At 62.6% G+C, this 15827-nt stretch carries 15 protein-coding genes; 6 read left to right on the top strand and 9 right to left on the bottom strand.

Translation table 11 applies throughout. The annotated features are described in order from the left end of the window. Positions 1 to 9: 9 nt before the first annotated feature. The gene (locus tag PQR54_RS10890; protein WP_408245405.1) at positions 10 to 1779 is read left to right on the top strand and encodes a glycoside hydrolase family protein; all 1770 of its coding nucleotides are present in this window, start codon (positions 10 to 12) and stop codon (positions 1777 to 1779) included. A 217-nt stretch (positions 1780 to 1996) separates the two neighbouring features. Here PQR54_RS10890 and PQR54_RS10895 read toward each other — a convergent pair whose 3' ends face one another. Beyond that, complete coding sequence (locus PQR54_RS10895; protein WP_408245407.1) at positions 1997 to 2788, bottom strand: hypothetical protein; 792 nt, start codon at positions 2786 to 2788, stop codon at positions 1997 to 1999. Positions 2789 to 3038: 250 nt separating this feature from the next. On the opposite strand from PQR54_RS10895, the gene PQR54_RS10900 reads away from it, so the two are divergent. The 3 genes from PQR54_RS10900 (at position 3039) to PQR54_RS10910 (ending at position 6507) form a co-directional block, all read left to right on the top strand. Continuing rightward, positions 3039 to 3713 carry an HAD family hydrolase gene (locus PQR54_RS10900; protein ID WP_408245408.1) on the top strand — a complete coding sequence of 225 codons (675 nt, stop codon included), beginning with the start codon at positions 3039 to 3041 and terminating at the stop codon, positions 3711 to 3713. A gap of 368 nt (positions 3714 to 4081) precedes the next feature. Beyond that, positions 4082 to 5044, top strand: a complete 963-nt coding sequence (locus PQR54_RS10905) for a response regulator (RefSeq protein ID WP_408246054.1) — start codon at positions 4082 to 4084, stop codon at positions 5042 to 5044. 23 nt (positions 5045 to 5067) lie between these two features. Beyond that, positions 5068 to 6507, top strand: coding sequence for a sensor histidine kinase (locus PQR54_RS10910; RefSeq protein WP_408245410.1), 1440 nt, complete (start codon positions 5068 to 5070; stop codon positions 6505 to 6507). A gap of 61 nt (positions 6508 to 6568) precedes the next feature. Here PQR54_RS10910 and PQR54_RS10915 read toward each other — a convergent pair whose 3' ends face one another. The 5 genes from PQR54_RS10915 to PQR54_RS10935 all read right to left on the bottom strand — a co-directional run bounded on the left by PQR54_RS10915 (position 6569) and on the right by PQR54_RS10935 (position 11216). After that, the gene (locus tag PQR54_RS10915) at positions 6569 to 7534 is read right to left on the bottom strand and encodes an alpha/beta hydrolase (RefSeq protein ID WP_408245412.1); all 966 of its coding nucleotides are present in this window, start codon (positions 7532 to 7534) and stop codon (positions 6569 to 6571) included. Beyond that, on the bottom strand, positions 7527 to 8036 hold the full coding sequence (locus PQR54_RS10920; protein WP_408245414.1) for a thioesterase family protein: 510 nt from the start codon (positions 8034 to 8036) through the stop codon (positions 7527 to 7529). Before PQR54_RS10920 ends, PQR54_RS10915 begins: the two co-directional genes overlap by 8 nt. 213 nt (positions 8037 to 8249) lie before the next feature. Next, entirely contained in the window at positions 8250 to 9215 is a 966-nt protein-coding gene (locus PQR54_RS10925) for an L-carnitine dehydrogenase (RefSeq protein ID WP_408245416.1), read from the bottom strand. A 64-nt stretch (positions 9216 to 9279) separates the two neighbouring features. Further along, on the bottom strand, positions 9280 to 10209 hold the full coding sequence (gene cdhC, locus PQR54_RS10930; RefSeq protein WP_408245418.1) for a 3-dehydrocarnitine:acetyl-CoA trimethylamine transferase CdhC: 930 nt from the start codon (positions 10207 to 10209) through the stop codon (positions 9280 to 9282). 41 nt (positions 10210 to 10250) lie between these two features. Continuing rightward, positions 10251 to 11216 carry a choline ABC transporter substrate-binding protein gene (locus tag PQR54_RS10935; protein ID WP_408245420.1) on the bottom strand — a complete coding sequence of 322 codons (966 nt, stop codon included), beginning with the start codon at positions 11214 to 11216 and terminating at the stop codon, positions 10251 to 10253. Between the two features lie 349 nt (positions 11217 to 11565). Between PQR54_RS10935 and PQR54_RS10940 the strand changes: the two genes are divergently transcribed. After that, positions 11566 to 12591, top strand: a complete 1026-nt coding sequence (locus PQR54_RS10940; protein WP_408245422.1) for a GlxA family transcriptional regulator — start codon at positions 11566 to 11568, stop codon at positions 12589 to 12591. 109 nt (positions 12592 to 12700) lie between these two features. Next, positions 12701 to 13027, top strand: coding sequence for a DUF4148 domain-containing protein (locus PQR54_RS10945; protein WP_408245424.1), 327 nt, complete (start codon positions 12701 to 12703; stop codon positions 13025 to 13027). A gap of 57 nt (positions 13028 to 13084) precedes the next feature. Here the strand turns inward: PQR54_RS10945 and PQR54_RS10950 are convergent, their stop codons facing one another. The 3 genes from PQR54_RS10950 to PQR54_RS10960 are packed head-to-tail and all read right to left on the bottom strand — an operon-like array spanning position 13085 to position 15760. Continuing rightward, on the bottom strand, positions 13085 to 13564 hold the full coding sequence (locus PQR54_RS10950) for a winged helix-turn-helix transcriptional regulator (RefSeq protein ID WP_408245426.1): 480 nt from the start codon (positions 13562 to 13564) through the stop codon (positions 13085 to 13087). Next, on the bottom strand, positions 13557 to 13973 hold the full coding sequence (locus tag PQR54_RS10955; protein WP_408245428.1) for a DUF934 domain-containing protein: 417 nt from the start codon (positions 13971 to 13973) through the stop codon (positions 13557 to 13559). Before PQR54_RS10955 ends, PQR54_RS10950 begins: the two co-directional genes overlap by 8 nt. Continuing rightward, positions 13970 to 15760: a nitrite/sulfite reductase gene (locus tag PQR54_RS10960; RefSeq protein WP_408245430.1), complete on the bottom strand. Its 1791-nt coding sequence runs from the start codon at positions 15758 to 15760 to the stop codon at positions 13970 to 13972. Before PQR54_RS10960 ends, PQR54_RS10955 begins: the two co-directional genes overlap by 4 nt. Positions 15761 to 15827 lie beyond the last annotated feature (67 nt).

Below are 15827 nucleotides of genomic sequence, written 5' to 3' on the forward strand. Positions count from 1 at the left end.
AGCTCGACCATGTCGTGCAGCACGCCGACGCAAACGGCCGGCGGAACCGCGAACGGCGTGATCAGCGCCGACACGCCGACCACCGACGGCCTGCGCGTGTTCCAGAACAACGCCCCGTTCAAACTGGCCATTACGACGAACGCGCCGAGCGCGGACACGGTCGTCTGGTCCGTCGCGGATTCCAATGGCGCGATCAAGACGCAAGGCAGTTTTGCAGTCAAGGCCGGCGTACAAACCAGCACGATTCCGTGTACGTCGACGTGGTCCGGCTATGGTGCACTCACCGCCACTCTGCGTTCGAACGGCGGCACGTTGCCGAGAAGCGGCACGCGTCCGGTCGGCATCGCGACGTTCGGTGTGTTGCCGAGCCTCAGTTCGGTACTGGGCACCGTGACGTATGCGCACCAGGATCAGCACCGCTTCGGCATGCAGGGCTTCAACGGCAACATCGCCGCTTTGCACGCGCTGGGTATCTCGTGGACGATCGACGACCGTCAGGTATCGGCCATGGAACCCAACGGCCCCAATACGTACACGCCGAACGTGAACGACCTCGATCCGTTCTACAAGGCCAATCCTGATCAGATGCGTATCGTGCGTCTGGACGGACTGCCGGCGTGGGACTCGAAGACCGGCCAGTTCAACGACAGCTATTACGCGCCGTCGAACATGCCTGAGTTCCAGACCTTCATGAGCAAGGTCGGCACCGATACGAGCCTGATCCGCGCTGCCAACTACCCGAATCAGCAGAAGAACTACTATCAGGTAACGTGGGAACCGAGCCTCGGCTGGGCGGATAGCGACGCGAATTTCGTCGCCATGTACAAGGCTGCTTACGAAGGCATTCACTCGACCGATCCGAACGCGGTCGTGATGGGCACCGGCAATCCGTTCGCTTCCAATTGCGATACCTGTACGACGGGCTATCTGCAGAAGTTCGGCGCACTCGGCCTGTGGAATTACATCGATGCGGTCGCAACGCACGGTTACTGGAATGCGGGCACATACCCGGCTCATCCGCCTGAACTGCAGGATTCCGATCCGAGCACGGCGAACCAGGCCAACGCGCTCGACAACCAGATGGCGCAACTGCGTTCGGTCATGCAGGCCGGCAAGCCGAACATGAAGCTGTTCTTCACGGAAGCCGGCGTGAGCTACGACCCGGGCCTCAACTACGGTCCGAATGTGCCGTCGCAGAACCAGTTGTTCGCGCATGCGGCAGTCGGCGTGCGGGCACACATCATCGTGCTTGGCGGCGGTGCCCAGGTCACGACGCTGTTCTACGGTCCGGACTATCCGGGCGAAGTGGGATACGGCTCGTTCTTCGACCTGAACGACGCACAAGGCGCATTCGGTGCATCGAACCTTTCGCCGAAGCCTGAAGCGATGGCCTTCGCAACGATGACGCGGGTTCTCGACGGCACGAATACGCTGGGCCGGATCAAGAGCGCGCCCGCCGGAGTCTTTGCGTATGGGTTCCAGCAGCTGGGTAACGGCAAGGTCGTGACCGCCGCGTGGACGCACAGCAATGCGCAGTGGCCGGCGAGCAACGGCACGTATAGCCAGACCTATTCCACTAGCTACTCGCTTCAGGTCGACAACGCTGGCACGTCGGGCAATGTGACGAAGATCGACGGTTACGGCAATGTGAGCACGGTGGCCTACACCAACGGTCAGGTCGCGCTGACGCTCACTGAAGTGCCGCAGTACATCGTGTCGAACAATGCTACTGTTGCCAAGGCCAATGCGACTGTTCCGCTCGGTTACACGGGCCAGTAACTTAGCTCAATAAGCGGCTCAACACCGCTAAAAAAGATCGACGCGCCACCGATATGAAGGGGGCGCGTCGATTACGCATTCATGGTCACTGCGGTGACGGTACGCTGTGGGCATTGGGCGCCGAAGTTGATCGTATGCATGAAGTCCGCCCGCACTCGCGGCGCGTAAAGACGGGGAGAGTGGCCCGCGCCGTGACGTCCTCTACCGTGCGCAACGCCTACTGTTGCGCGTTCAAAACCTCGACACCCTTATCCGTAAAGAACGCGAGCCCGGCACCGAGCATCGCGTATTGGCTCTTGATCACCGGCATATCATGCGGAACGACATCGCGTAGCGCCGCAAGATACTTGGGCGTGAAGATGCGATTCCAGTTGGCGGCAAGCTGACTCGCCGAATCTATCATTTCGTGATGCGTCGCGCTCCAGTTCACCCGCAATGGGAAGTGAACAAAGCGCGCTGCCTGCTTTGAGTCGCCCTTCAGTGCGGCGAAATAGAAGCCTTGAGCGCGTGCTTCGAATACGTCATCCGTTTCGTCGGTGATCATCCCGTAGCGGTGTGCCGTATTCGCGTCCGCGAACGACATGCCTTCGAGAGTGAGCTTAACCGGCAAAGTCTTCCCGCCGCCGATCCAATTGCCTGCAAGTCCAACGCTGTTGGAAAAATCGAGTGGTTGGTCGCCGTTCGATCCATTGCCGACGAAGTGCAGATTGAAAGTGCCATTTGCTTCCTGCAGCGTCAGATCGCTGCCGGATTGTCGACCGGTCAGTGCAATGTCCTTGAGGTAGCGGTAGTAGAAGTAATGCGCTTTGCCTATCGCATTCCCGTGCAGAACGAGCGTCATGCCGACCTTCGCTTCACCAACCGTACCGGAATACTCCACGCTGCTCGTGTTCTCAGACTGCGCGAAGGCAGCGTGATTCACGCCCGTCGAGAATGCAAATACCGAGGCAAGCATCGCGATCGTGCGTCGCCGGGTCAGGCCATGAAGGCGCAATCGAGGTGTGTTCATGCGACATCCTGTTTCTGGAAGCGAAGAGGCTAGCATGAACAGCGCGGCTCGAAAATCGCGTCCGGGCACGCCGCATTAAAGTAGCTGCGCTACGTTCGCGGATGAACGCCAGTGACGTTTCATCGACCCATCTGCCGGCCATCAACTCCAACGCTACGTGAGGGGCGACGAAAATCGAGGCCGGAATCGCGCGACCCGCAAACTCCGGACATGGCATATTGGCGAAGCCAGTCATCAACAGGAGCACACCATGCGAATCCAGACCTCTTTCCTCTTCGATCTCGACGGGACGCTGGTCGACAGCGTCTACCAGCACGTGCTGGCCTGGAAAGAAGCGCTCGACAGCGAAGGCATTCCCTTGTCGGTCTGGCGAATTCACCGCAAGATCGGCATGAGCGGCGGGCTCTTCACCAATCAGCTTCTGCGGGAAACGCACGGCGAAATCAGCGCCGACCGGGTCGAGCGTCTTCGTCAGGCGCACGCCGCGGCCTATCAGCGGTTGCGCGCGCAGGTGTGTCCGCTGCCGGGCGCGCGGGCGCTGCTCGACGCGCTGACGCAAGCCGGGACGCCTTGGGCAGTGGCGACGAGCGGTCGCATGGAGACGGCGGCGCTCAATCTGGAGGCGCTCGGTGTCGATCCCGCGAAGGCCGTGGTCGTGACGCGCGACGACGTCAAATATGCAAAGCCGGATCCCGATCTGTTCATCGCCGCCGCTGGGCGGCTCGGCGTACCGGTCGAACATACGGTGGTGGTCGGCGACAGCATCTGGGACATGCTCGCGGCGCGGCGCTGCCGGGCGCTGGGTGTGGGTTTGCTGTCGGGCGGATACGGCACGGAGGAACTCGAGCGCGCCGGCGCGTTGCGGGTCTACGACGATCCGGCGGATTTGCTGGCGCATCTGGACGAGGTGGCGTCGCGGCCGTAAAAGGCGTCCCTTCATCGCGGATTGCCCAGAACGCATAAGCGCCGCCGTTGATCGCCGCGGCGACTTCGCGCGATCGATGCCAAGGCCCTGTACTATATTGTTCAGCGGAAAACCGCCTTGGCGACCGGCGTGAGAGAATCCTGCCTGTAAGCAGGTGCGAGGCGCGCCGGAATGTTCCATAGGCGAACATGCGGGAACCGGAAGCGGCAGAAATATGGCGCTGCCATGCGGCCGATGGCCGAGGCAGCGGCTTCCCACAGGCTCGGGGAGCCGCCGCGCTGCATCGTGTCGTGCGGGTTGCTGTGACCCACGGCTGGCGGTCTGCCGCGGTTGTCCTCCAGCGGGGGCGTGATGAACCACGTGAAAATATGAACAATTTTATTCGACCACCTGTTCTCCATCCGTCGACGGTAGTCTTCGTGGATGACAACGACAGCTATCTCGACGCACTGCGGCGTTTCTTTCCGGATAGCGCGACCAATCTGTTTTTTACGCGGCCTCAAACCGCGCTCGCCTTCATTCGTCAGCACGCTCGCAAGAATTCGCTGGAGTTCGCGCCGGCGTCGGCATGTGTGAGCGAGACGGGATTTGAGCGCTACATGGAAACCGCGGCGGAACGGGATATTCTGGCCCGCGGCTCCCGTTTCGCGGAAGTCGCGGCGGTGGTCGTGGATTTCGACATGCCGGGCATGAACGGCGTGGAATTCCTCTCGTCCATCTCCAATCTGCGCTGCGCGAAAGTGCTGCTGACCGGGGTCGCGGACGAAACCGTCGCGGTCAAAGCCTTCAATGCGGGAATCGTCGATTTATACCTGAGAAAAACGGATACCGACTCCGCCAACCGGCTGGCCCATTTCCTGAAGGATGCCAAGGCGAGGCACTGTTCGGAAGGCGGGTGGCTCGCGTTGGGCGAGAACGGCCTGACGTATTGCGACCCGCGAACGCGTAAAGTGATCGACGAGGTGGTGGCCGCGAACGGTATCGTCGAGTATTACTGGCGCCCGGAACAGGACGCCATTCTGATGTTCGATCGCGCCGGCAACCCGAGCGTTTTCGTCGCGTGGGCCGAGAACGACTGGATCTCGCAGGGCGAAATCGTCGCGGACGAGGACGGCCCGGCCGATCTTCTGAAGCAAATGGCGGTCCGCGAGGTGATGCCGATCTTCTGGCCGAACCTGGCCTATCGCTCCGGCATGACCGTCAGAACGCTGACCCCGCGCACCATTCCGGGCTGGGATGACGTGTTTTATTGCTGGACCCCGATCGACAGGGCCGACGTGGGCATGGACCTGATGACGTTCGCGCAATGGCGGAAGGAACGGACTCGCTAAAGTCTGCCGGGACGTCAAGCCACATGTACGCCATTCCGACTGCCTGCGTGTCCGCGATGTTCGTGGTGTTCGGCCTATACGTACTGATTACGCAAGGCGCGACGCGTCTGTTCACGCCGTTCATCCTGATGTGCGTCTCGACCTTCGCCTGGCAAGGCGCATGGACGCTGCTGTTTCAGACGGACAACCCGCACACCGCGGACCTGCTGGTCAGGGGCGGCTATCTGTTCATTCTTTTTCTGCCGACAACGTTCTACCACTTCGTGACGGAGGTGGCGGCGCAGCGCCGCGAGCGGCCGATATTGCTTGCGTCGTACGGTCTGTGTTTCGTCCTCGCGATCCTGCTGCCGGGCAACGAAGTGGTGGCGGGCTATCAGCATTTCTTCTTCGGCTACTATCCGGTCGCCGGGCCGCTGCATCTGTTGCACGTGGTGCAGACCGTGCTGCTGGCCGGCCGCAGCGCGCAGCTTCTGCTCGCCGCGCGCCAGAAGGCGGAGGGCGACGCGCGGCGGCGCCTCGATCTGTGTCTGGCGAGCCTGTGTTTGTATTCGTTTGCCGCGATGGACTACGCGGTCAACTACGGCTTCGGGTTCTATCCGCCGGGCGTCCTGTTCATCGGCCTGAGCCTCGGGCTGCTGGCGATCACCATCGTGCGCTATCACCTGATTCACCCGTACGCCGTGGCGGCGACCATTGCGCACGAAATTTCGACGCCGCTCGCCACCATCGGCATGCACGCCGACGAAATCGCCAGCGTGTGGGGACATGTGTTCAAAGGGTACCGGACAGCAGTCACGCACGGGCTGTGTGACGATCACGACGAGGCCGGACAGTCCGAACGCATCGGTCAGCTGGCGACGGCGATCCGGCGCGAAGTTTCCGGCACCAGCGCGATGGTGGAAATGGCGCTCGCGTCTTTCACGCTCGATCGTCTGGACCGCGGCGACTTCAGCCGGCATTCGGTGCATCAGTGCGTAATGTCGGCGCTGGAGCGGTATCCGTTCAGCGGCCGCGAGCGCGAGCTTGTCACGGTACAGCCCATCGACCTCGCCATGTCTTTTTCGGGCTCGGATACGGTGGTGGTTTTCGTGCTGTTCAATCTGCTGAAAAACGCGTTGCATGCCATTCGCGTGGGCGGCGACGGCGAGATCACGATCAGTGCCGTTCAGGATCAGGACTTCTGCGTGCTGCAATTCCGCGACACCGGGCCGGGCATCGCGCCCGACGTCCTGCCGTATATCTTCGACGCGTTCTTCACAACCAAGCGGCACGGCAGCGGTGCGGGCATGGGGCTCGCGTTCTGCCGTCGCGCGACGGAGCTGCTGGGCGGGAGTATCGAGTGCAGTTCGATACGCGGCGTGCACACGACCTTCACCGTGCGGTTGCCGGCGCCGGATACGCCCGCTGATCGCGCACTGCGCAAGACGCCGGTGCGTTCGCCTCGCTGGAGTCAGGGCCAATGAAAGGCCCACAGGTTGAAAGCGGTGGCCGTCGCCACTGACTATCCGGCGGCCTGAACCCGTGCTAACGACCGGCTGCGGACGACGTCGGCGTCGCATGGGCAGACAGAAAACGGCACACATCCTCGTGTAGCGTCTGTACGCCGGGGCTCGAATCGATGGCGCGCCAGCATCCATGCACGAGTCCGGCGCCGATCTGGAGCTTCGCCTCACCGCCGGCCGCGTTGATACGCTCGGCGAACACGCGCGCGTCGTCCCTCAGCGGATCGTGTTCGACGCCGATCGCGAGCGTCGGCGGCAGGCCGTCGTAGCGCGTCGCATCGAGCGGAATCGTCCATGCGGGGTAGGGCGGCTGGGTGCCCCAATACAGATCGCGGAACGCATGGACGTCGGTTAGCTTGAGCATCGGCGCGTGTGCTTCGCTCTCGCGCGCGGGCAACTGCGGCTCGGTGCCGAGCATCGGATAAACCAGCACGAGGCCGCTTATGCCTTGAACCGCGTCGTCGCGCAGCCGCATCGCTACGCTGGCCGCCAGCGTGGCGCCGGCGCTGTCGCCCGCCAGTTGCAGCGGCGCGCCGGCACGCAGTTCGAACGGCAAGCGCCCAGCCAAGGCGGCGAGCGTGACCTCCAAGCAATCGTCATGCGCGGCCGGCGCGGGATGTTCGGGAGCCAGCCGGTAGTCGACCGCGATCACGTCGAGACCGGTGTCCGCGGCGAGCCGTGCGGTCACGAGCTGATGGCTGTCCAACGAGCCGAGCACGAAGCCGCCGCCGTGAAAATACAGCACGGCGCCACGCGCCGCTTCATGATGCCTAGCACGGTTGCGGTACAGCCGCAGCGCGATCGAATGGCCCGCGCCGGTGGGGAACTCGGCGTCTTGAGTCACGACTTCATCGGGCAACGCGGGTGTGACCGCCGCCGCGTACTGGTCGTAAATTTTGCGCTGCTCAGCCGGCGTCAATGAAGTCGAATGCCCCGGAAAAAACGCGGCGGCTCGTTCGATGAACGCGGCCATCTCTGGCTCAAGCATGTCCACTCCCACTCGGCTTCGTCTTCGCGGGCAAGCCGATCACTCGGCCGGCAAACGCGGCGGGCGGCAGTGCGGCATGCGCGTCGGCCAATGCCCGCACATGCGCCGCGATATCCGGATCGAACGCGGCGGCGCGTGGGCCGCCGGTATCCACGTGCAGCAACATTTGCTCGCCTGCTGCCACTGGTTCGCAGCCATCGTCGGCGAACATCTCGAGGTACAGATGCAGCCGCTTCGCATCGTGCGCGAGCACGCGCATGTCGACGCGCACCTGCGCACCTTCCTTGATTTCGTGCAGATAGTTGATATGCGCTTCGAGCGTGTAGATCGAGCGCCGGCGTTCTTTGCGCACGGCGTCCGGTAAGCCGATCAGGTCGATCAGGGCGTCGGTCGCGAAGCTGAAAATCAGCATATAGAACGCGTCGCGCAGATGGCCGTTGTAATCGACCCATTCGGCGCGCACCGTGTCGCGATAGCAAGGTAGGGCAGCGGGTTGCGACATCGGCAAGTTGTCTCCGTTGTTCGTATCAAAGGCGGCGACCGTGGCGTTCCGAGAGTGCGGCCGCGAGAGATTCATTGCATCGGCATCGGATTCGCGAGATAGACGCGGTACGGCTAATAAGTAAAACGGCGCGCAGCCGGAGCTTGGCCCGGATGGCGCGCCATCTGCGCCTTCAGCGGCCTCTGGCTCTTCCGCGCCTCCACGTGCTCGCCCTCAGTCAGCCGCCTGCATTCCATGCCGCGCCTTCGCCTCCGCAATCGCCGTCAGCACGCTCGTAATGCAATCGTCCCGGTAACGTTCGAGCTGTTTGATCGAGCGCGGCCCGACCTGTTCGGCGGTGCCGTCAACAACGCGGTCAATCAGCTCATCTGTGAGCTTCGGCGCTACCAGTTTAGTCCAGGGCAGCTCCAGCGCGGGTCCGAATTGCTGCATGAAGTGGCGCATGCCCGCGTCGCCGCCCGCCAGCGTGTAGGTCAGGAACGTGCCCATGAACGACCAGCGGATGCCCGCGCCGAAGCGGATCGCGTCGTCGATTTCGCCCGTGGTCGCCACTCCTTCGTTGACCAGATGCAAAGCTTCGCGCCACAGCGCTTCGAGCAGGCGGTCGGCGATGAAGCCCGGCACTTCCTTGCGAACCCGCAGAGGCCGCATCGACAGCGCACGATACACCTGCAGCGCGGCGTCGATGGTTTCTGGCGCGGTGCTTTCGCCGCCCAACACTTCGACGAGCGGCAACAGGTACACCGGATTGAACGGATGCCCGACGATGCAACGCTGCGGATTCACCGCCCGTGCATAGAAATCGCTCGGCAAAAGGCCCGACGTCGACGAAGCGATGATCGCATCGGGCTTCGCCGCGCGGCTGATCTGTTCGTGTAGCGAGAGCTTCAATTCCTCACGCTCAGGCGCGCTTTCCTGAATGAAATCCGCCTGCCCGACGCAGGCTTCGATCGTATCGACGAAGCGCAATCGCTCAGGCGACGCACCCGCGGCCAGCCCTACGCGCTGCAGCGCCGGCCACGCGTTCGCGACGTTCTCGCGCAACTGCTTCTCGGCGCCCGGCGCCGGATCCCACGCAATCACGTCGAGTCCGTGCGCGAGCGCGCGCGCCACCCAGCCGCTGCCGATCACGCCCACGCCGATTGCCGCGAATGTTTTGATATCGACGATCACTGCCATTGCTGATGTTTCCTTTGCCTGTGTGTTGTCCGGTTTCGAAGCGAGTCGCATCGAGCGGGGTGAATCAAGCGTACTGTCCCACCGCGCGTCGCTCCAACTGACGCTCGCCACGCGCGGGCAGACCGAGCTTGCGGCGCCCCTCGGCTGGCGTCAGCGCGCGTGCGCCGAGCCGTTCGATGATTTCCACCGCACGTTGCACCAGCGTGCCGTTCGTTGCGGGCACGCCTTTGTCGAGCCAGATGTTGTCTTCGAGGCCGACGCGCACGTGGCCGCCGAGCAGCATCGCCTGCGCGACCATCGGCATCTGCATGCGCCCGATGCCGAAGCCGGCCCATTGCGCGCCGGGCGGCAGGTTATCTGCCATTGCTTTCATGGTGGTGGTGTCGGCGGGCGCGCCCCACGGAATGCCGAGGCATATCTGGAACAGCGGCGGCGCGTCGAGCAGGCCTTCCTTGAGCAATTGCTTCGCGAACCACAAATGCCCGGTATCGAAGATCTCCAGTTCGGGCTTGACGCCGAGTTCCTGGATGCGCCGTGCGCCGGCCCGTAACTGCGCGGGCGTCGACACATAGATGTAGTCGCCGTCGCCGAAATTGAGTGTGCCGCAATCGAGCGTGCAGATTTCCGGCAGCAATTCCTCCACATGCGCGAGGCGCGTGAGGCTGCCGACCAGATCCGTGTTCGCGCCGAAGCGCATCGGATCTTCGCCTGGACCGATCTCCAGATCGCCGCCCATGCCGGCCGTCAAATTGATGATCACGTCCGTGCCCGACGAGCGAATACGATCGACCACCTCGCGATACAGTTGCGGATCGCGGCTGCCGCGTCCGGTTTTCGGATCGCGCACGTGGCAATGCGCAACGGTCGCGCCGGCTTTAGCGGCTTCGATGGCGGCCTCGGCAATCTGCTTCGGCGTGACGGGAATGGCCGGGTGCTTGCCGACGGTATCGCCTGCGCCGGTGACCGCGCAGGTCACGATGACTTCATGATTCATGCGAGCTGGTTCCTGTGGGTTGATTTGCGCAACTGACGTGATCAGAGACCGAGATAAGCCTTGACCGCGGGCAAGCCGTCCTTGCCGTCGTAGGTCTTCACGCCGGCAAGCCAGGCGTCCAGTACCTGCGGGTTCTTCTTCAGATAGGCCTTGGCGGCGTCGGCGGGCTTTTCCTTGTTCATCACCGATTGCATCACCACGTTTTCGAGCTGCGTCGAAAAGCGCAGATTGCTCACGAGCTTGCCCGCGTTCGGGCACCGCGTCAGAAAGTCGGGGGACGTCAGCGTATAAACGCGTGCTTCGCCGTCGTTCGGACCGAATACGCCGTCGCTGCCGGTGAGGTATTTCATGTCGATCTGGATGTTCATCGGATGCGGCTCCCAGCCGAGAAAGACCACCCATTTCTTCTCGCGGATCGCGCGGTCGACCGAGACCAGCATGCCCGCTTCACTCGATTCGATCAGCTTGAAGCCGCCGAGGCCGAACTGATTGTTGGCGATCATCTTCAGGATCGCCGCGTTCGCGCTGCTGCCGGGCTCGATGCCGTAGATCTTGCCGTCGAGCTGATCGCGGTGTTTGGCGATGTCGGCGAAAGTCTTCAGGCCCGCGTCGTATTCGTAGCTCGGCACGGCGAAGGTCGCCTTGGCGCCGGTCAGGTTAGGCGGCTGCAGCACCTGGATAGATTTCGAGTCGACGAACGGTGCGATCGCCTTTTCCTGCACCGGCCACCAATAGCCGAGCGACACGTCGAGCTGTTTGCTCTTCAGACCCGCGAACGAGATGGGCACGGAGGCGACCGTCGTCACCGGCTGATAGCCGAGTCCCTCGAACACGGTCGATGCGAGCGCGGTGGTCGAGGTGATGTCGGTCCAGCCAATATCGGCGAAGTGCACCGCGCGGCAGGCCGCGGGGTCCTGGGCGAAGGCGGGCAGCGCGGTGACAGCGGCGCCGACGGCCGCCGCGAGACACGCAAGATGGGCAAGCAGGGCTTTGATGCGCAACTTCATGACGTTCCCTTTTCTGACTCGAATGACAACGTGTTTCGAACCGGGCCGCTTCGCCTGAGCAAACGACATGGGGCGAGGCGGCCCCCGGACATGCGATACGGCTTATGTGATGCCTGAACTGCACGAATGACGTAACGTTAATGCCCCATATTCCAGCCAAAGCGACCGCCAGCGACCCGTTCTTGCTCCCACGCGACAATGAGGGAAAACCTGTGCCGTTCGCATTGCGACGCAACATCGAGTCAACCGCGAATTTTGGTGTGCCTTGCCGGCTTGGCCGCTGCTTGCTACGCTCGCCGGGAACCCGCGTCCGCCTGCGGTTTTTGTCTCCCGATCGAGTCCGAGCACGATGCCCGAAGATATGTCGTTCCTGTTGCTGCCGGGCTTTTCGGCGATCGGTTTCATGTCGGCGGTGGAGCCGTTGCGCGTGGCGAACCGCTTTCGCGGCGATTTGTACCGCTGGCGCATTCTGAGTCTCGACGGCGCGCCGGTGGCCGCCAGCAACGGCATTTCAATCAACGCGGATGCGGCCATCGGCGACGTCGACGCGGCGCGGACGCTCTTCGTCGTCGCGGGCTTCGAGCCGCTCGCGTGTTACACGCGCGAGCTGGGCGATTGTCTGAAGCGCCTCGCGCGCGCGGGCGCGACGCTCGGTGGCATCGACACCGGCAGCTTCGTGCTCGCGGAAGCTGGGCTGCTCGGCGGCGCGGATAGTGTGACCGTGCACTGGGAAGCGCTGTCGGCATTCCGCGAACGCTATCCGTCGCTCGATGCGAGCCAGGAGCTGTTCGAAATCGGCGCGCGGCGAATTACGTGCGCGGGCGGCACGGCGTCGATCGACATGATGCTCGACCTGATCGGCCGTGAGCATGGCGCCGCGTTGGCCTCGGCCGTCTCGGAGCAATTCGTGGTGAGCCGTATCCGGCAGCGCTCGGACCATCAGCGCATGGAGATCGCGGCGCGCTACGGCGTGCACAACCGCAAGCTGATTCAGGTGATCGGCGTGATGGAGCAGCATATGGAGGAGCCGCTCACGCCGGACCGGCTCGCGCAGGAAATCGGCGTGACCCGGCGGCAACTGGAGCGGCTGTTCTGCGCGTCGCTGAAGGACACGCCGACGCATTTCTATCAGCAGTTGCGCCTCACGCGTGCGCGTGAATTGCTGCAACAGACCGACATGTCGATTACGTCGATTTGCGTAGCATGCGGATTCGAGTCGCCTTCGCATTTTTCGCGGACCTATCGCGCGCGTTTCGGCGCAAGTCCGAGAAGCGACCGGCAAGGAACGGTCGGCCGAAATGCCGGTGAACTGGCGCCGTCGACGGGGCAAAACCTTGTGTCCGCGCCCCAGTTATCCCGTTTATCGCAACAGTGAATTCGTCGATTTGGGGTTTACCCTATATACATTGCCTCCTAGACTGTATCAACACGCTGCAGACACAGGTTCGCAGCATCGCAAAAAACAATCTCTGGAGGTAGTCATCATGAAATCCCTGATCGAAGCTGTTGTTATCGCCGCTCTCATTACCGCTCCGCTTGCCGCCTTTGCTCAATCGAATCAGCCCGTTACGCGCGCTCAAGTGCGCGCCGAACTGATCCAGCTGGAAAAAGCCGGCTACAACCCGGGCACCGCGAACGACGAAGACTATCCGTCCAACATTCAGGCTGCCGAAGCGCGCGTCGCGGCGCAAAAGAGCGCTGCTCAGACGAGCGGTTATGGTTCGGCCACCAATGGTTCGTCGCAGGCAGGCAGCCGTTCGGAAACGACGAATAGCTCGTACTCGGCCCCGGTTGTGAACTACGGTCGTTAATCGATCGCGTAGTGTGTAGTAGATGCAGCATGGCGCTGGATCGTGAGATTCCAGCGCCTATGAAACGGCCTGACACGTGGACCGTTCGATCTTGTGGTCATACGCGTGGTTACTGGCCTCAATGGAGTCGATAGAACGTTCGGCCCATTGCTTCAATTCCGTGACGATTGGCAGCACGGTGCGAGCGAGTACGGTTAAGCCGTACTCGATACGCGCCGGATGCCGGTCGTCGACGCATCGCTCGACAAGCCCGTCTCTTTCCATCGATCTCAATGTCTGAGAAAGCATTTTGTCGGAGACGCCGTCCAGACGACGCCTGATCTCGGCAAAGCGCAAATGCTTTTCTCGCAACGCGATCATCGCCAGGACGGTCCACTTCTGACCGAGGCGTGCGAGGGCGAGTCGGGACGGACACACTCCCGAAAATGCATCTGGCGACGATCCGCTATGTGGCGGCATAACCTGCTCTACGCTGTAGTCCGCGGATCTCGGAGCAGTTGCGGACACCATCCGCATGTCTCTCGCGCCGTCACTCATCGTCATTCTCGACATCTGATCGCACAAAGGGCGCGTCGTGAATAACGTCGCCCTGATAAAACGAAGGGATGCGATCGAGTTGGCGTTGCGCGTCCTCTGGATCGATACCGTCTTTCAGTACCGCACTCGAAAACCCGGTGCGCTCCATCTGAACCAACTGATCGACAAGCACGTCGCCGGTTGCCCGCAAATCGCCTTTGAAGCCGAGGCGGCGGCGCAGGAGATACGCCTGACTGTAGGCCCGTCCATCGGTGAAAGTGGGGAAGTGCAACTCCACGCGCGCAGCAGTCGCGATCAGCTCCTTTTGCTCGGCCGGGTCTGCGTCGTTTGCGAGAGAAACAACCTGCCCGGATGTGTCCGATGCGTGCTCGGGCGGAGTGAGCAGCCTGATACGTGTCGATCCGTTCATGCCGTTTTCTCCATCAGCGTGCGTACGCGATCCGCGGCCGTCCTGAACGGTTCGATGCCTGCCCGTCGAACCGTTTCGATGAACGACTCGCGCTTCTCGCCAACGGTCGCCCGAATGTCGAGATAGGCGGACAGCAGCGCGTCGATGACCTCGGGCACTTCAGCGGCGGAAAACGACGGGCCGATGACCTTGCCCGCTTGCGCGCGGCCACTGGCGCGCGAACCGTCCGAGCCGCCCAAAGTCACCTGGTACCATTCCTTGCCATCCTTATCCACTCCGAGGATGCCGATGTGCCCACTATGATGATGGCCGCACGAATTGATGCAGCCGCTGATATGCAGGTCGATATCGCCGATGTCGTTGAGTTCGTCCAGATCCTGATAGCGCTCGGTAATCGCCTCGGCAACCGGAATGGAACGGGCATTGGCGAGCGCACAGAAATCGCCGCCCGGGCAGGCGATCATGTCGGTCAGCAGATTCACGTTGGCGCTCGCGAGTCCTGCTTCCCGCGCGGCTTGCCAAAGCGGCAGGAGGTCGTTGACATGTACCCACGGCAGCACGACATTCTGCGTGTGGGTGACACGCGCTTCGCCCGCCGAGAACCGCTCGGCCAAGTCGGCCACGCGATCGAGCTGTTCCGCCGATGCATCGCCGGGCGCTTGCAGAAGGCGTTTGAACGAGAGAGTGACGATCCGCAAGCGCTGGTTCCTGTGCGGCGAGACATTGCGCTGGAGCCAGCGTTCGAATTGCGGCGTGTCCAACGCCACAGCGTTCGAGGCTGCGATCGCTTCAAGGTCGATCGGCGCCTCCACGGAAGGCTTGCAGGGTAGAGCGAAGCACGCGCTGACGCGTTCGAGTTCCGCCAGCGGAATCGTATGCGGACCGCCGTCGTGCTCGACGATCTGGCGGAACTCTTCCTCGACGCCGTCGATATAACGTTGGCCTTCCGCCTTCACCAGTATCTTGATCCGCGCCTTGTACTTGTTGTCGCGGCGTCCGTACTGGTTGTACACGCGCACCACCGCTTCGATGTAATTCATGATGTGCTGCCACGGCAAAAACTCGCGCAGCACGGTGCCGATTACGGGAGTGCGGCCCATGCCGCCACCCACCGTGACGCGAAATCCCAGTTCGCCCGCCTCGTTACGCAGCAGACGAAGGCCGACGTCATGCCAGTCCGTCGCGGCGCGGTCTTCGCTCGCACCGGTAATGGCGATCTTGAACTTGCGCGGCAGGAACGCGAACTCGGGGTGGAGGGTTGTCCACTGCCGCATGATTTCGGCGAACGGACGCGGGTCGGCGATTTCGTCAGGCGCGACGCCCGCGCGTTCGTCGCAGGAAATGTTGCGGATGCAGTTGCCGCTCGTCTGAATGCCGTGCATGTCGACGCTGGCGAGCAAGTCCATCACGTCCGCGGCTTTCGAGAGCGGAATCCAGTTGAATTGCACGTTGGTGCGCGTCGTGAAATGCGCATAGTTGGTGGGCAGGCGGACAGTGCCGAGCTTGCGCTGCGCTTCGCTGGCAAGGCGGTAGACCTCGGCCTCCGGCTCGTCGTATTCGCGCGCAATCCGGGCTAGCATGCGCAATTGCCTGCTCGACAACTCTCCGTAGGGGATCGCCACGCGCAACATCGGCGCATGCCGTTGCACATACCATCCGTTCTGAAGACGCAACGGACGAAAATCGTCCTCGCTCAGCTTGCCGGACTGCCAGCGTTCGAGCTGGTCGCGAAACTGGGCAGCCCGGCTGCGCACGAATGACTGGTCAAACTCGGTGTATTGGTACATGGTCCGGTGCGACTGCCGCCCTACATGGCGCAGTCTGGCTGTGCGTCGGGTTCGTTGGAAGGAGCCG

The sequence above is a fragment of the Paraburkholderia phytofirmans genome, from assembly GCF_046028095.1.
GTDB classification, from domain to species: Bacteria; Pseudomonadota; Gammaproteobacteria; order Burkholderiales; family Burkholderiaceae; genus Paraburkholderia; species Paraburkholderia phytofirmans_A.

Bases quoted from the DNA above. Each gene is read 5' to 3' on its own strand.
- cdhC (WP_408245418.1), bottom strand. From the start codon at position 10,209: ATGAATCATGAAGTCATCGTGACCTGCGCGGTCACCGGCGCAGGCGAT.
- PQR54_RS10950 (WP_408245426.1), bottom strand. From the start codon at position 13,564: ATGAGTGACGGCGCGAGAGACATGCGGATGGTGTCCGCAACTGCTCCG.
- PQR54_RS10915 (WP_408245412.1), bottom strand. From the start codon at position 7,534: ATGCTTGAGCCAGAGATGGCCGCGTTCATCGAACGAGCCGCCGCGTTT.
- PQR54_RS10940 (WP_408245422.1), top strand. From the start codon at position 11,566: ATGCCCGAAGATATGTCGTTCCTGTTGCTGCCGGGCTTTTCGGCGATC.
- PQR54_RS10960 (WP_408245430.1), bottom strand. From the start codon at position 15,760: ATGTACCAATACACCGAGTTTGACCAGTCATTCGTGCGCAGCCGGGCT.
- PQR54_RS10920 (WP_408245414.1), bottom strand. From the start codon at position 8,036: ATGTCGCAACCCGCTGCCCTACCTTGCTATCGCGACACGGTGCGCGCC.
- PQR54_RS10910 (WP_408245410.1), top strand. From the start codon at position 5,068: ATGTACGCCATTCCGACTGCCTGCGTGTCCGCGATGTTCGTGGTGTTC.
- PQR54_RS10890 (WP_408245405.1), top strand. From the start codon at position 10: ATGTCGTGCAGCACGCCGACGCAAACGGCCGGCGGAACCGCGAACGGC.
- PQR54_RS10935 (WP_408245420.1), bottom strand. From the start codon at position 11,216: ATGAAGTTGCGCATCAAAGCCCTGCTTGCCCATCTTGCGTGTCTCGCG.
- PQR54_RS10905 (WP_408246054.1), top strand. From the start codon at position 4,082: ATGAACAATTTTATTCGACCACCTGTTCTCCATCCGTCGACGGTAGTC.
- PQR54_RS10955 (WP_408245428.1), bottom strand. From the start codon at position 13,973: ATGAACGGATCGACACGTATCAGGCTGCTCACTCCGCCCGAGCACGCA.
- PQR54_RS10895 (WP_408245407.1), bottom strand. From the start codon at position 2,788: ATGAACACACCTCGATTGCGCCTTCATGGCCTGACCCGGCGACGCACG.
- PQR54_RS10945 (WP_408245424.1), top strand. From the start codon at position 12,701: ATGAAATCCCTGATCGAAGCTGTTGTTATCGCCGCTCTCATTACCGCT.
- PQR54_RS10900 (WP_408245408.1), top strand. From the start codon at position 3,039: ATGCGAATCCAGACCTCTTTCCTCTTCGATCTCGACGGGACGCTGGTC.
- PQR54_RS10925 (WP_408245416.1), bottom strand. From the start codon at position 9,215: ATGGCAGTGATCGTCGATATCAAAACATTCGCGGCAATCGGCGTGGGC.